Annotated in this window: 15 protein-coding genes; 7 read left to right on the top strand and 8 right to left on the bottom strand. The window is 72.2% G+C overall.

What is annotated here, in order from left to right; genetic code table 11:
- Nucleotides 1-14: 14 nt before the first annotated feature.
- The 3 genes from GGE06_RS23270 to GGE06_RS23260 form a co-directional block, all read right to left on the bottom strand.
- Complete coding sequence (locus GGE06_RS23270; protein ID WP_184931588.1) at nucleotides 15-2,255, bottom strand: FG-GAP repeat domain-containing protein; 2,241 nt, start codon at nucleotides 2,253-2,255, stop codon at nucleotides 15-17.
- A gap of 103 nt (nucleotides 2,256-2,358) precedes the next feature.
- Nucleotides 2,359-2,865, bottom strand: coding sequence for a mycothiol transferase (locus GGE06_RS23265; RefSeq protein ID WP_116159461.1), 507 nt, complete (start codon nucleotides 2,863-2,865; stop codon nucleotides 2,359-2,361).
- Nucleotides 2,866-2,994: 129 nt separating this feature from the next.
- Complete coding sequence (locus tag GGE06_RS23260) at nucleotides 2,995-3,198, bottom strand: cold-shock protein (protein WP_030208785.1); 204 nt, start codon at nucleotides 3,196-3,198, stop codon at nucleotides 2,995-2,997.
- Between the two features lie 261 nt (nucleotides 3,199-3,459).
- Between GGE06_RS23260 and GGE06_RS23255 the strand changes: the two genes are divergently transcribed.
- The 3 genes from GGE06_RS23255 to GGE06_RS23245 all read left to right on the top strand — a co-directional run bounded on the left by GGE06_RS23255 (nucleotide 3,460) and on the right by GGE06_RS23245 (nucleotide 6,415).
- Entirely contained in the window at nucleotides 3,460-4,332 is an 873-nt protein-coding gene (locus tag GGE06_RS23255; RefSeq protein WP_116159459.1) for a menaquinone biosynthetic enzyme MqnA/MqnD family protein, read from the top strand.
- Between the two features lie 276 nt (nucleotides 4,333-4,608).
- A complete protein-coding gene (gene mqnC / locus GGE06_RS23250) occupies nucleotides 4,609-5,808 on the top strand; it encodes a cyclic dehypoxanthinyl futalosine synthase (RefSeq protein ID WP_184931587.1) in 1,200 nt (399 codons plus the stop codon).
- Nucleotides 5,809-5,815: 7 nt separating this feature from the next.
- Entirely contained in the window at nucleotides 5,816-6,415 is a 600-nt protein-coding gene (locus GGE06_RS23245) for a hypothetical protein (RefSeq protein WP_116159457.1), read from the top strand.
- A gap of 8 nt (nucleotides 6,416-6,423) precedes the next feature.
- Here GGE06_RS23245 and GGE06_RS23240 read toward each other — a convergent pair whose 3' ends face one another.
- Both GGE06_RS23240 and GGE06_RS23235 read right to left on the bottom strand, forming a co-directional pair.
- Nucleotides 6,424-7,212 carry a hypothetical protein gene (locus GGE06_RS23240; RefSeq protein ID WP_116159456.1) on the bottom strand — a complete coding sequence of 263 codons (789 nt, stop codon included), beginning with the start codon at nucleotides 7,210-7,212 and terminating at the stop codon, nucleotides 6,424-6,426.
- Nucleotides 7,213-7,220: 8 nt separating this feature from the next.
- Nucleotides 7,221-7,763, bottom strand: coding sequence for a SigE family RNA polymerase sigma factor (locus GGE06_RS23235; RefSeq protein WP_116159455.1), 543 nt, complete (start codon nucleotides 7,761-7,763; stop codon nucleotides 7,221-7,223).
- Nucleotides 7,764-7,898: 135 nt separating this feature from the next.
- Between GGE06_RS23235 and GGE06_RS23230 the strand changes: the two genes are divergently transcribed.
- The gene (locus GGE06_RS23230) at nucleotides 7,899-8,591 is read left to right on the top strand and encodes a demethylmenaquinone methyltransferase (protein WP_116159454.1); all 693 of its coding nucleotides are present in this window, start codon (nucleotides 7,899-7,901) and stop codon (nucleotides 8,589-8,591) included.
- Nucleotides 8,592-8,691: 100 nt separating this feature from the next.
- A complete protein-coding gene (locus tag GGE06_RS23225) occupies nucleotides 8,692-9,978 on the top strand; it encodes a geranylgeranyl reductase family protein (protein WP_116159453.1) in 1,287 nt (428 codons plus the stop codon).
- Nucleotides 9,979-9,993: 15 nt separating this feature from the next.
- On the opposite strand, the gene GGE06_RS23220 is transcribed toward GGE06_RS23225, so the two are convergent.
- From GGE06_RS23220 to GGE06_RS23210, 3 genes are all read right to left on the bottom strand, one after another.
- Complete coding sequence (locus GGE06_RS23220) at nucleotides 9,994-10,398, bottom strand: helix-turn-helix domain-containing protein (RefSeq protein ID WP_116159452.1); 405 nt, start codon at nucleotides 10,396-10,398, stop codon at nucleotides 9,994-9,996.
- A 156-nt stretch (nucleotides 10,399-10,554) separates the two neighbouring features.
- Nucleotides 10,555-11,499, bottom strand: coding sequence for a hypothetical protein (locus GGE06_RS23215; protein ID WP_116159451.1), 945 nt, complete (start codon nucleotides 11,497-11,499; stop codon nucleotides 10,555-10,557).
- Between the two features lie 152 nt (nucleotides 11,500-11,651).
- On the bottom strand, nucleotides 11,652-12,068 hold the full coding sequence (locus GGE06_RS23210; protein ID WP_116159450.1) for a peptidase inhibitor family I36 protein: 417 nt from the start codon (nucleotides 12,066-12,068) through the stop codon (nucleotides 11,652-11,654).
- Between the two features lie 297 nt (nucleotides 12,069-12,365).
- Between GGE06_RS23210 and GGE06_RS23205 the strand changes: the two genes are divergently transcribed.
- Together GGE06_RS23205 and GGE06_RS23200 are read left to right on the top strand one after the other, a co-directional pair.
- Nucleotides 12,366-12,908: a hypothetical protein gene (locus GGE06_RS23205; protein ID WP_184931586.1), complete on the top strand. Its 543-nt coding sequence runs from the start codon at nucleotides 12,366-12,368 to the stop codon at nucleotides 12,906-12,908.
- On the top strand, nucleotides 12,901-14,424 hold the full coding sequence (locus tag GGE06_RS23200; protein WP_312883240.1) for a peptidoglycan-binding protein: 1,524 nt from the start codon (nucleotides 12,901-12,903) through the stop codon (nucleotides 14,422-14,424). Before GGE06_RS23205 ends, GGE06_RS23200 begins: the two co-directional genes overlap by 8 nt.
- Nucleotides 14,425-14,464 lie beyond the last annotated feature (40 nt).

Genomic DNA, 14,464 nt, shown 5'->3' with positions numbered 1-14,464 from the left:
GTCGGGGCGTCAGGTCAGGCGAAGTGGTTGTACGTGACGGCCGTGGTCCAGAAGTGGACCGGAGACGTCTCCTCGCGCGGCCGCAGCGGCGCCGCCCAGTCGCCCGTCCCCCGGAACAGGGACCCTTCGGCGTACAGGTCGGGGCGGCCGTCCCGGTCGGCGTCCCCGATCCCGACCAGCCGGCCGAGACCGCCCCAGCCGCCGCCGATCCGCGTGCGGGCGGAGAAGGTGCCGTCGCCCTTGCCGAGGTAGAGCCAGAGGACGCCGGCCCGGTCGCGGGCGACGAGGTCCCCGGCAGGCCCCCCGGCCAGGTTCCCGACGGCGGTGAGCTGGTCGTAGACGCCCCAGCCGGTGCCGATCCTCTTGCGGGCGGCGAAGGGCGCGGTGTCCCTGCCGGTGCCCGGGTACATCCAGAGCGCACCGGCCGTGTCGACGGCGACGAGGTCGGCGCGTCCGTCGCCGGTCAGGTCGCTGCCGCCGGTGAGCCGGGTGTAGACGCCCCAGCCGCCGCCGATCCGCATGCGGGCGCTGAAGGTGTCGTCGCCGCGCCCCTTGTACAGCCACAGCACCCCGGCCTTGTCGCGGGCGACGAAGTCGCCGACGCCCGAGCCGCCGAGGTTCCCGGTGGCCTCGATCTTGTCGTAGATCCCGTAGCCCTGCCCGACGACCTTGAAGTGCTGCTCCTGGAGGACCTCGTAGCCGCTGCCCGCGTCCCTGCTGCGGAAGGTGTCCGCGAGCAGCAGCCGGCCCGTGGTGTCCCGCATGAGCAGGTCGGGCGAGCCGTCGCCGTCGAAGTCGTGCGGCTGCGGCTTGCTGCGGACCACCGTGAAGGAGCCCGACTCCGTCATCGTCGGGCCGATGCCGTTGAGCGGCCTGGCGTCGATCCGCCAGGTGTACGGGCCGGTCGGAGCGCCCGTCGACCGGTCCGGCGAGCCCGGCCAGCCGACGTCCCCCGCCCAGACGTAGTGGGCGTAGGTGAAGTCCGAGGCCTGCTCCGCGAGCGGAAGGACGTGCTCGACCTTGGTGTCGCCGGTGCGGGTGTTGCGCAGGGTGAGGGTCATCTCGACGTTGATGCGCGAGAGCCGCCACTTCAGGTCGAAGGTCCGGTTGCGGCTCAGGTCGATCGTCGCCGGGATGCTGTGGCCGAGCAGGTCGACCTTGGTCGGCTCGCCGCTGGGTGCCAGGAGGGTGGCGACCGGTACCCCGCCGGTCCCCGGGGCGATCCGGTACAGGCCCTGGCCCTGGGCGACGGTGCCGCCGTGGACGGCGTTCGTGCCGTCGGGCCCGTTGACGTCCGAGACGACGTGGTCGAGGAGCTTGCGGGTCGTGCCGGTGTTCAGGTCGCGGGCGGTGAGCGCGAGGAGCGGGCTCGGCTCGTAGGCCAGCAGCCCGTCGACCTGGCCGTACGTGATCCAGTTGCCCACCAGGCCGAGGGCCACGCGGTCCTGCGCGGCGAGCGGGATCCGCTGGACCGCGCCGGTGGCGCGGTTCAGGGCGACCACGGTGGCGCTCCCGCCGGAGGGCTGCTCCGTCCAGGCGACGTACGTGGCGGACACGGCCGCGTCCTGGAGGTCCGGGGCCGCGTGGTGGGAGGTCACGGTGCCGGTCGTGAGGTCGAGGAGGGCCCACACGGAGCCCGAACCGGTCCGGTAGGTGATCAGGGCGCTGTCACCGGCGACGCCCACGGCCCACAGCCTGGTGGCGTCCGTGGGCAGCCCGCCCACCGACCGGGACGCCGGCAGGCCGCCGGCGGCGGGGGTGAGGAGGCGCAGGCTCTCGCCGCCGGCCCCGTTGGAGGAGGTGACGAAGAGGGTGGAGCGCACGGCGCCCGCCACCCGGCTGTCCGTGCCGTAGTGCGTCAGGTCGACCTTGAACAGCTCCGTGCCCGCCGCCATGTCCCTGAGCGCGACGGTGTCGCCCGCCTCGTCGATCACGACGTCGGAGTCACGGGAGCCGAAGACGGTGTGACCGGTCGGGAAATCGGTCACGGCGCCGTCGGAGAGCCGCGTCCAGCGGGCGGGATAGGAAGCCTCCGCCGGCCAGGTGAGGAAGCCGGTACGGCCCAGGCTCCACAGCTCTGCCCCCTGCGGGTACGGGGCGGTGGTGGTGGCGGCCGTGCCGGCGGTGACGCCCGTGGGCGGCGCGGCGACGGCGGGCGTGGCGAGCGCACCGGCCGTGACGGCGAGCGCGACGAGGGCCGCAGCGCCGAGACGGCGGCGCCGGCGGGAAACGGGTACGCGGATGCGGTGGTCCATGAAAGGCCTCCCCCTGGAGCTGAGGCGGCCGGTGGTGCCCCCCAACCGGAACGTCGCCTCTCGTCAAGATCGGCCGGAGGCTACCAGCCGCCGCCGTCCGACGTCACCGCCGTTCCACGACCCCGCGTGCGTACGCCGCCTGCCCCGCGTGCTGGAGGTCGTCGGCGATCACCGACACCAGGCGGACGCCGAGGGTGACCGGCGGGTCCCAGCGGGTGTCGACGATGCGGTCCAGGTCCGCGTTCGTGACCGTACGGATCAGTTCCTCGGTACGGGCGTGCACGGCGTCGTGGTAGCCGAGCAGCAGCTCCGCCGGGGCGCGGACCGCGTCCACCTGCGTCCTGGTCATCCCGTAGCCGGTGGCGGCCTTCGGGAACGGCAGCCCGAAGCGGTCCGCCCAGCCGTCGGAGGTCCACAGCTGGTCCGTGTCGAAGGCGTCGGCGAGGTGATCGTCCTGGACGCGGGTGAGGTGCCAGACGAGCCAGGCGACGGAATTCGCGTCGGGGTCGACGCGCACGGCGAGCTCCTCGTCCGTGAGCCCCTCGACGGCCTCGTGAACGACCTCACGGATCCGCCCGAAGGCGTCGACCAACAGACCGGCACTGTTCATGCCTCCACGGTCACCTCCCCGCCGGGACCCCGCAACGGGAAAAGGCAGGAGCCCCGCTCGTGCCTGGCGACACGGAGCGGAGCTCCTTGGGTACTGCTCTAGTCGTGCGCGTTCGCCGACCCGGGCAACTTAGGCCGGGGTGACGTTCTCCGCCTGCGGGCCCTTCGGGCCCTGCGTGACGTCGAAGGTCACGAGCTGGTTCTCCTCGAGCGAGCGGAAGCCGTTCGCGTTGATCGCGGAGTAGTGGACGAAGACATCCGGGCCGCCGCCGTCCTGGGCGATGAAGCCGAAGCCCTTTTCAGCGTTGAACCACTTCACGGTTCCGGTAGCCATGAGCCCTCCTATGGGCCAAAGGGTCGCCCTGCTCCAGAACCTGCAAACAAGTCTGAAAACTACAAAAGCCTGCGGGTCACATGCTCCGCAGGCTCTGTACTGCAAGGGAAACCAAACTGCAACTTGCGTTGAGCGTAGCACGCAGGGCACTCGGGGCGGTAGAGGGAAAGATCACGTCACCCGCATGTTTGATTCCTCTCCGTGTGCTGACGCGCGTGCCCCGCCGATGCCCACACTCCGAGACGGGTCTAGCCTCGCGATGTGGACAAAGCAACCGACGACCAGCACCGCCGCCGGCCCCGCGTCGGGCACATCCAGTTCCTGAACTGTCTGCCCCTCTACTGGGGCCTCGCCAGGACCGGGACGCTCCTCGATCTGGAGCTCACCAAGGACACGCCGGAGAAGCTCAGCGAGCGGCTCGTCCGCGGCGATCTCGACATCGGCCCCATCACCCTCGTCGAATACCTCCGCAACGCGGACGACCTGGTCGCGCTCCCCGACATCGCCGTCGGCTGCGACGGCCCCGTCATGTCCTGCGTGATCGTCTCCCAGCGGCCCCTGGCGGAGCTGGACGGCGCGCGCGTGGCCCTCGGGTCCACCTCCCGCACCTCCGTGCGCCTCGCCCAGCTCGTCCTGGCCGAGCAGTACGGCGTCCGGCCCGACTACTACACCTGCCCGCCGGACCTCGGCCTGATGATGCAGGAGGCCGAGGCCGCCGTGCTGATCGGGGACGCCGCGCTGCGGGCCTCCCTGCACGACGCTCCCCGGCTCGGCCTCCAGGTCCACGACCTGGGGCTCATGTGGAAGGAGTGGACGGGCCTGCCGTTCGTCTTCGCCGTGTGGGCGGCCCGCAAGGACTTCCTGGCGCGCGAGCCGGAGACCGTCCACGAGGTGCACCAGGCGTTCCTGGCCTCGCGCGACCTCTCCCTCGAAGAGGTCGCCAAGGTGGCCGAGCAGGCCGCCCGCTGGGAGACCTTCGACGCCGAACTCCTGGAGCGGTACTTCCGCACGCTCGACTTCCGTTTCGGTCCCGAGCAGCTCGCGGGTGTACGGGAGTTCGCCCGCCGCACCGGCCCCACGACCGGTTTCCCGGCGGACGTCGCGGTGGAACTCCTGCCGCCCCCGGTGCGATAGCGGCGGAGCCGCCGGGAATGGTGCGGGAAAGAAATACCGGTGGGTCCGTCCGCGTGTCGGGCGGGCCTTTCCCCGCACCGGGGGGAATGCACCGGCTCGCACACCATCAATTCACCGGATATTCGCCGGACTCCCGCCCGCCCCTCACCGTGTCGATCCGTTCCCGGCGGCTCGCGGGAGCCCCGCGGCCGCCGACCCGCACCCTGCGGAAGCCGCGAGGAGCGCTGGCGTACGCTGGTTCGGTCTGTCATAACCCCTCCGAAAGGGACGCACCCGGTGACCGAGAAGGCCGAACTCCAGTCTGTTCTCGACCGCGCCGCCGCGGGTGGCCGGATCACCCCCGAGGAGGCGCTCGACCTCTACCGCTCGGCGCCCCTGCACGCGCTGGGCGCCGCCGCCGACGCGGTGCGCCGCCGCCGGTACGCGGGGACCGAGCGCATCGCGACGTACATCATCGAGCGCAACATCAACTACACGAACGTCTGTGTGACGGCGTGCAAGTTCTGCGCGTTCTACGCCGCCCCGAAGGACACCAAGAAGGGCTGGACCCGGGACCTCGACGACATCCTGCGCCGCTGCGCGGAGACCGTGGAGCTCGGCGGCACCCAGATCATGTTCCAGGGCGGCCACCACCCGGACTACGGCGTCGAGTACTACGAGAAGCACTTCGCCGCCATCAAGAAGGACTTCCCGCAGCTGGTCATCCACTCCCTCGGCGCCTCCGAGGTCGAGCACATGGCCCGCATCTCCGGCGTCTCCGTCGAGGAGGCGATCACCCGCATCCACGCCGCCGGCCTCGACTCCTTCGCGGGCGCCGGCGCCGAGCTGCTCCCCGAGCGGCCGCGCAAGGCGATCGCCCCGCTCAAGGAGAGCGGCGAGCGCTGGCTGGAGATCATGGAGATCGCCCACAAGCTGGGCGTCGAGTCCACCTCCACCATGCTGATGGGCACCGGCGAGACCAACGCCGAGCGGATCGAGCACCTGCGGATGATCCGCGACGTGCAGGACCGGACGGGCGGCTTCCGGGCCTTCATCCCGTACACGTACCAGCCGGAGAACAACCACCTCAAGGGCCAGACGCAGGCCACGCTCTTCGAGTACCTGCGGATGATCGCGATCGCCCGGATCTTCCTCGACAACGTCGCCCACATCCAGGGCTCGTGGCTGACCACCGGCAAGGAGGTCGGCCAGCTCTCCCTGCACTACGGCGCCGACGACCTGGGCTCGATCATGCTGGAGGAGAACGTCGTCTCCTCCGCCGGTGCCAAGCACCGCTCCAACCGCCTGGAGATCATCGACCTGATCCGCAAGGCGGGCCGCGTCCCGGCGCAGCGCGCCACGACGTACGAGCACCTCGTCGTCCACGACGACCCGGCGAACGACCCGGTCGACGAGCGCGTCGCCTCCCACATCTCCTCCGTGGCGATCGAGGGCGGCACGGCGCACCCCGAGCTGAAGCTCCTCGACGCCAACTGACGCGCCCGTGCTGACCCTGCACGTCGCCGAGGCGACACCCGAGAGCGCCGTCCTGGTCGACGGCGCCCTCGTCGCCGCCGTCGGCCCGTACGAGGACCTGGCCGCGGTCAGGCCCGAGGCGCGGGTGCGGCGGTGGCCCGGCATCCTCACCCCCGGGCTCCTCAACCCGTACGGGCCCGAGCTCCTGGAGGAGACCTACCACCCGGACCCCCGGGAGGCCGGGGAGTTCGGCACCGAGCCGATCACGGGGGAGCGGGCGCGGGAGATCTTCCGGGCGGATCCCGCCCGTCGCGGCGCCTCCGCGCGCCGTGGTGTGCAGCGGCTCCTCGCGCACGGGACGGTCGCCGTCGCCGGTGAACTGCGCGGCCGGGCCGCCGTGGACGCCGTGCGCCGGGCCGGTCTCGCCGTCGGCCGCCGCCCGGAGCGGCTGCCGGGCCCGCCGTCGTTCTCGCCGGTGCCGCTGGTGCTGCTGCCCGCCCTGGTACCGGGCGGCCCCGCCCGGTTCGCCGTCTTCGACGTCCCCGACCGGGCGTCCCTGGTCCGCCTGGGCGCGTCGACGTGCGTCGCGACGGTCATCGGCGGCCGGCTGGTCCACCGGCGGCGGTAGGGCCCCGCTCACCCGCCCTCGACCGGGGCGTCCTTCTTCTGGACGGGGTGGGCGTCCGCGTACTTCAGCAGATCGGTGAAGCGGGCGTCGCGGACGACGGTGAGCAGCTGGGCCCCCGTCACGGGCGCCGAGGCGGTGTCCGACGGGTCGACGGAGAGCAGCACCTTGCTCCTGCCGTACCGCGTGACGACCATGGCTCCCAGGGTGTCGGTCCTGTTCACGGCCATCGCGTACACCTGCGCGGTCCGGCCCCCGCCCAGATCGGCCTTCTCGCAGGTGATCTTCGGCGGCTGGTTCCGGCACTCCTGGAGGCGCTCGCCCTCCGCGGGCCGGACGGACAGCGTGACGGGGAAGGTCGTGCCGCCGGCGGTGATGCGGTACGAGGACACCTCGCCCGCGACCGGCCGGATGTCCTCGACGGACGCCGGGAGCAGTTCGTCGAGGAGGGCCGAGACCTGCTGCTGGAACTGGGCGTGGCGCGCGCTCTCGGCGTCGGAGAGCTTCTCGGGCGGCTGCTGGCCCGGAGTCGGCCGGACCTGTACCGGCGTGTGGTACGCCGAGGGGAAGGCGGCAGGGGGAGCGGCGGGCATCGCGACGCCGGGGTCGGCACCGGACAGCAGGGAGAGTCCGAGCGCGGCCGCGGTCACCGTGCCGAAGACGCCTCCGGCGACGGTCAGCCGGGCCCGTGCGCGGCGCCTGCGGCCCAGGCGTACGGCGACGGGCGCGAGGTCGGGCAGGGGCGGCAGGTCCTGGGTCGTCCGGTCCATGGCACGCCGGAGCATCGTTTCGTCGTCCACGCGGGGCCTCAGCTTCCGATGGCGTAAGGGTGGAGGTGGGGATCGGCGGTGTAGAGGTGTGCCTCGCCGAGGCGGTCCCGGAGCCGGGCCAGTGAGCGCGAGCACTGGCTTTTGACCGTCGCCTCGCTGCAGCGCATCAGCGAGGCGACGGTCTCCACACTCAGGTCCTCCCAGTAGCGAAGGACGACCATGGCGCGGGCTCTGGGCGGCAGCTCGGCCAGCGCGGCGAGCAGCGTGACCCGGAGGTCGGGCTGTTCGGTGTTCCGCGCCGGGACGAGCCCGCCGGTCCTGGTGAAGGCGAGCAGGTCGCGCAGCCGGCGGCGCCGTTCGGCCAGGAACGTGCGGGTGAGCACGGTCTTGGCGTAGGCGTGCGGATGTTCCGCCGCCCCGGCCCGCCGCCAGTGCTGGAAGAGCTTGGCGAGCGTGGTCTGCGTGAGGTCGCGGGCGGTCTCCGCGTCCCCGCACAGCAGGTACGCGGTGCGGTACAGCCGCGTCTGCGCGGATCGGGCGAACTCCTCGAACCCGACGTCCGAGCCAAGCGGTGACGGCATCTCGCTCCCTTCGTCAGCACTGTCACCCGTCCTTGAGCGCGCCCGGCCGGAAAAGGTTGAAGCCGATTCCTGGAAATCTCGTAGGGGCCGGGGCCGGTCCCCGGCCGCCCGGGGGGTGGCTGCCACAATGGCCGGGTGAGCCGAGCATCCCTGGACAAGCAGCCGCACGAAGTCGCCTCGATGTTCGACGACGTGGCGGCGAACTACGACCTCACCAACGACGTGCTGTCCCTGGGGCAGGACCGGCGCTGGCGCAAGGAGGTCGCGAAGGCGGTCGACGCGCGGCCCGCGCAGAAGATCCTCGACCTGGCCGCCGGGACCGCGACCTCCTCGCAGCCGTTCGTGAAGGCGGGCGCGTACGTCGTCCCGTGCGACTTCTCCCTCGGCATGCTGCGGGTCGGCAAGAAGAACCACCCGTGGATGCCGTTCACGGCGGGCGACGGCACGAAGCTGCCGTTCCGGGACGACGTCTTCGACGCCGTCACCATCTCCTTCGGGCTGCGGAACATCCAGGACACCGACCAGGCGCTGCGCGAGCTGTACCGGGTGACGAAGCCGGGCGGCCGCGTCGTGATCTGCGAGTTCTCGCACGCCACCTGGGCGCCGTTCCGCACGGTGTACGAGGAGTACCTGATGCGCGCGCTGCCGCCGGTGGCCCGAGCGGTGTCCTCCAACCCCGACGCGTACGTGTACCTCGCCGAGTCCATCCAGTCCTGGCCGGACCAGCCGACCCTGGCGGGCCTGCTGCAGAAGGCCGGCTGGTCGAAGGTGGCCTACCGCAACCTGTCGGGCGGCATCGTCGCCCTGCACCGCGGCTTCAAGGCCTGACCCCCACCGGCGTGACCGGCCGCGACCGCGGCTTCAAGGCGCGAACACGTCGCTCATAGACTTTCCCCGTCCTTCCCTCGACCCCTCCGGGAGATCCGCCGTGACCGAGCAGCCCCTCTCCGAGCACAGCGCTGATGTGATCGTCGTCGGGGCGGGCCCGGCCGGCTCCACCACCGCGTACTACCTGGCCAAGGCCGGACTCGACGTCCTGCTCCTGGAGAAGACCGCGTTCCCGCGCGAGAAGGTCTGCGGCGACGGCCTCACCCCCCGCGCCACCAAGCAGCTCGTCGCCATGGGCATCGACATCTCCGAAGAGGCCGGCTGGCTGCGGAACAAGGGCCTGCGGATCATCGGCGGCGGCGTCCGCCTGGAGCTCGACTGGCCGGAGCTCGCCTCGTACCCGGACTACGGGCTCGTCCGCAAGCGCGACGACTTCGACGAGCAGCTCGCCCGGCAGGCGCAGAAGGCCGGCGCCCGGCTGTACGAGCGCTGCAACGTCGGCGCTCCGATCATCGACGACCGTACGGGCCGGATCACCGGCGTGCACGCCAAGCTCGGCGAGGAGAAGCGCGAGGTCACCTTCCACGCGCCGCTCGTCGTCGCCGCCGACGGCAACTCCACCCGGCTCTCCCTCGCCATGGGCCTGCACCGGCGCGAGGACCGGCCGATGGGCGTCGCCGTCCGCACGTACTTCACCTCGCCCCGCCACGACGACGACTACCTGGAGTCCTGGCTGGAGCTGTGGGACCGGCGCGGGCCGCAGGACCGGCTCCTGCCCGGCTACGGCTGGATCTTCGGCATGGGCGACGGCACGTCCAACGTCGGCCTCGGCATCCTCAACTCCTCCTCCGCGTTCCGGGAACTGGACTGGCGCGAGGTCCTCAAGGCCTGGTGCGCCTCGATGCCGGAGGACTGGGGCTACACCCCGGAGAACATGACGACGCCGATCCGCGGCGCCGCCCTCCCGATGGCCTTCAACCGCCAGCCGCACTACACCAAGGGCCTGCTGCTCGTCGGCGACGCGGGCGGCCTGGTCAACCCGTTCAACGGCGAGGGCATCGCGTACGCCATGGAGTCCGGCCAGATCGCGGCCGACGTCATCGTCCAGGCGCACGCGCGCACCACCCCCGCCCAGCGCGAACTGGCCCTGCGGAACTACCCGCAGATCCTCAAGGACACCTACGGCGGGTACTACACGCTGGGCCGCGCCTTCGTGAAGCTCATCGGGAACCCGAAGGTCATGAAGATCGCGACCCAGCGTGGACTGACCCACCCGCTGCTGATGAAGTTCACCCTCAAGATGCTGGCGAACCTCACGGACCCGACGGGCGGCGACGCCATGGACCGCATCATCAACGGGCTTTCGAAGGTGGCGCCGAAGGCCTGAGCGGCCTGAGCCCCGTCAGGCGCAGCGCTTGGCGACTCCGGCGAACTGCCGGGTCATCGGGGGCCGGGGCACGCGAGCACGCAGCTCCGTGCTCCGGCCGGCCCCGTCGTGGCGACAGAGACGGCAGGGCCAGACCGCCTCGGCGAGCAGGGCGAGCAGATGGAGCTGGGCGCGCGACAGGCCGCCCAGCTTCTCGCGCATGTTGTGGACGTGGAACTTGACGGTCCGCTCGGTGATGCCGAGGTACTCGGCCAGATCCGTGTTGGACTCCCCGCCGGGCATCGCCCACAGGACCTCGACCTCGCGGTCCGTCAGGGTGTCCAGGTGGCGTAACGCGGTGGTGACCGGGTTGATCCTGGCGGCTCGGGTCCCGGCGGCCCCGGTCGGCTCGGGTCTGCAGTACGGGCACTGACGAAGCATGAGTCTCCCCCCTGAGACGGCATTCGCTGGCAGGTTGAACCGTAACCGGGGTGAGGGGCGAAACCTCAGCGTCATGGGTGTCACGGGACGTCCCCGGGACGTCCCGGCGGCCGGAAAACGCCCTGCCCGCCGCCCCGTCGTCCTCGGCGCGACGACTCAGCCGCCCAGGCCGGCCGCCAGCTTCAACCGCTCGTTGAGCTCAGTCTTCGCCTGGTTCAGGGTCTCCGCGTTCTGCTCGATGTTCCGCTTCTGGTAAGCGGTTTCGACGGTGTACCAGATGCCGACGAGGTTGGCCTTTTCCTTACAGGCGACGTCCTGCTCGGCGGCGGCGATCGCCTTCGGGCTGCCGAACGTGTTCGGGTTGAGCCCCAGGTCGCTCTGCGGGCTGACCGGCTCGTCGACCTTGTAGCCCTTCTCCGCCATGCAGGCGGACCAGGCCTTCACCGCGGCGACGACGCGGGAGTCCTCACGGGACCGGGAGAACGCGTCCATCCGCACGTTGGTGACGAACATGGCGTCCACCGCGCCCTTCTTCGGCGCGTAGATCGTGAGGAAGCCCTCGCGGAGGCAGCCGCCGATGGGCACCTTCTGCCCGTTGACGGTCTTGCCGCTGTCCTTGCCCTTGGCCTCCTCCAGGCTCATCGGCTGGGGGCCCTTGTACCCGTCGGGGCCGTCGAGCGCGAGCTTGCCGTTCGGGCCGAGGTCCCGAGCGGCCGGCTTCGCCGGCGGCTGGGCGCCCCTGTTGGGGACGTAGCCGTAGCGGGCCGCGATCGCGGGGTCGGTGAGGCCGTAGCGGCGGGAGTCCCCGGACCGGCCGATCGGGGCGGGGGACAGGGGCAGCTCGTAGTCGAAGCCGAAGCGCTTCATGCAGTCGCCGGTCACCCGGGACTGCGCCTTCTCCAGCTTGCGCCGTTGGTCCTCGGTGGTCGCGTAGCCGTCGAGGGGGTAGGAGAGACCGGCCGTCGACAGCATCCGGGGGACCGTGCCGATCTCCGGTTCCTTCGCGGAATCGCCGCCACCGCCGCCGGACTCGGAGGAACAGGCGGTGAGGAGCGCCGCGCTCAACAGGAGAACGGTCGCGCGGGCGGCGAGTGGGCGCATGGGGCTGCTCCAGAGACGGGTGCGTGTCTACCATGGGAGCAGCCGTTGCTCTGCCCGCCTCATTCGGGCGGAGCAACGGCTGCCTCGTTCGTGCGTGTGCCGGGGTCCGGAAGCTACACCGGCGGTTCAGCGGGCGGTGTCGATCCCAGGGATCAACGCGCCTTGTAGTGGTACGCGGAGGAGATCAGGTTCTTGAACCGGGCGCTCGCGTTGCCGACGTAACCGGGCGGGAGGTCGCCCTCATCGCCACCCGCGTCCGCGTCGGTGTAGACCCACCAGGTCAGCGAGTCGTGGTTGTAGTACGAGGCGGTGTTGTCGTTCACCCACTGGCCGGTGCCGTTGCCCGGGCCGGGGAAGGTCTCGCCCCAGAAGTTCGGGTCCGCCACGTAGAGGTCCCAGACGGCACCGGACGTGTTGGAGTTGTAGTACAGGCCGAACTCGCCGCTCTCCAGGTAGCCGTTCTTGCCGGTGGCCGCGGAGGCCGAGCCGGCCGTGGCGAGCGCGCCGGCGCCGAGGGCGGCGAGCGCGATGGCCGTGGCGGCGACGCGACGGAGTGCAGTGCGCTGCATGTCGTTGCCTTTCACGTAGCTGTGACTGATGGGTTGACTGTGGCCCGGAGTGGGCCGGGATCCATACGAGCATCGCCAACTCGGTTGCGTCCACTGTCCGTTGAGACAGTTACCGGCCGGGCCGGCCGCGGCTATGCTCGTCGTGTCGAGGTGCCCGCCGGGCGCCGGCGACCTACCGCGCAGGGGCCTTGTACGTGGCGGAGCGCAACGCCGCGTCGGCCCCCTCCTGCGCGTTCCCGTGACGCCCCGTAGACGGGGAGATCCCCGTCGGAAGGACCGTTTCTGATGAGACGCCTCATGGCTCTGCCCGTACTCATCCTCGCCCTCGGGCTCGGGGGGTGCTCGAGTGACGGGGACGGCGCGACCCGGTCGGAACCGAGCACCGGAGCCTCGTCCGCCCCCGCCGCCCCCTCGGCCGCGGCCCCCTCCGCCGACCCCTCCGCCGGAGCCTCGCAGGGCGCCGCGGACTGGGCCGCGTACTACGACTGCCTCGGCGCCCAGGGGCTCAAGCTCCAGGACACCGGGGGCGGGCAGAAGCGCGTCGACAAGGACGCCAACAAGCCCGACGCGATCGCCGCGGCGGAGAGGGCGTGCGCCGCGAAGCTGCCCGCGAGGGGCAAGGTCGACCCGGCCCGCCTCGAAGCCGCCGAGAAGCTCTCCGCCTGCATGCGCAAGGAGGGCGTCGCCGACTACCCGGACCCCGACCCGGCGACCGGCGAGGTGGCGCTCGCCGGGGCGCTGGCCGAGCGGGTGAAGGGCGACCCGAAGGTGATCGAGGCGCTGAAGGCCTGCAGCCCCAAGGGCACGGGCGGGGACGGCGGGACGGTCGTCGGTGGCTGACGACACCCCGGCAGGTACGGCCCCGGCCGGCGGCGAGCCGCCGGCCGGGGTCGCGGACAGCTCCAGGACCCCCGGCGGCGACGCCGGGGGCGCCCGGATGAACCGGCGCCGGTTCTGGGTCGCCGCCCTCGTCGCGGGGGCGGTGGCCCTGACCGGCGCCGGCGTGGCGGCCACCGCCTTCATCAGGTCGCCCGCGCAGGTCGCGGCCGACGCCGAGCCGCCGCCGCAGGACGTGCTGATCGCCCGGGTCGAGAACCGGGTCCTCGCGGAGACGGTCGTCCTGCGCGGCACCGTCGCGGCCGGCCAGAGCATCCAGGTCGCGCCCGTCTCGGCGGGCGGCGAGGGCGGCGCCGCCCCCGTGATCACCAAGGTGTCCGTGAAGAGCGGGGACGCGGTGCGCTCGGGGAAGGTGCTCCTGGAGATATCCGGCCGGCCCGTCTTCGTGCTCCGCGGGAGCCTGCCCGTCTACCGGGACCTCAAGCCCGGCGCCACCGGCGACGACGTGAGGCAGCTCCAGGACGCGCTCGACGCGCTCGGCCACGGCCGTGGCGGCGACGAGAGGGGAACCTTCGGGCCGGGCACGAAGAACGCGGTCGAGGAGTTCTACTCCTCCATCGGCTACGACCCGAAGCCCGCCGTCGACGACGACGGCGCGGCCGTGGACGGCGCCAGGACCTCCGTCACCGGTGCCGAGCGGGCCCTCGTGGACGCCCGCGACGCGCTCGCGGCCAACACGGACGACAAGCAGAAGAAGACGCTGAAGAAGGCGCGCGACCGGGCCGCCGAGGACCTGGACACCGCGCGCGAGGCGCTCGCGAAGGCGGAGGCGGCGGCCGGTCCGATGGTGCCGGCGGCCGAGGTCGTGTTCGTACGGGCCTTCCCCGCCCGGGTCGCCACCGTCACGGCCCGGCCGGGGGCGCAGGCCTCCGGCACCGCGATGACCCTCTCCTCCGGCAAGCTCATGGCCCAGGGCTATCTCCAGGAGCACCAGAAGGGGATGATCCGGGCGGGGCAGAAGGTGCGGATCCTCGACGAGGGGACGGGACGGGAGACGGCCGGCAAGGTCGTGTCCGTCGCCGACACCCCGTCGCAGCAGGACCAGCAGTCCGGCTCCCAGGGAACGGGCCCCGACGGGAACAGCGGCAACGGCGGGGGAGGGGACGACGCGCAGGGCAACGGCGCCGTCGGCTACCTCGTCACCGTCGACCCGGCCCGCGAACTGCCGTCCGGCCTCGCCGGACAGGAGGTGCGCCTCACCGTCGAGGCCGCCTCCACCGACGGCAAGGCCCTGGTCGTCCCGGTCACCGCCGTCTCCGCGGGCGTGGACGGCAAGACGGTCGTCACCACCGTCGACGGCACCGGCCGGCAGCAGCGGATCGAGGTGCGGACCGGCACGACCGGCGACGGCTTCGTGGAGGTCGTCCCGCTCGCCCCCGGCGCTCTGAAGCAGGGCGACGAGGTGGTCACCGGGGTGAACCCGGGCGCGGCCTCGGGGAACCCCCAGGGGTCGCCGTGAGCGGCACCGGCGAGACGGGCCGGGCGGCCGAGCCGGCCGG

This window comes from Streptomyces nymphaeiformis, from assembly GCF_014203895.1.
Lineage (GTDB): Bacteria > Actinomycetota > Actinomycetes > Streptomycetales > Streptomycetaceae > Streptomyces > Streptomyces nymphaeiformis.
The sequence above is the reverse complement of the archived record's forward strand: the minus strand, read 5'-3'. Positions and strand labels throughout refer to the sequence as shown.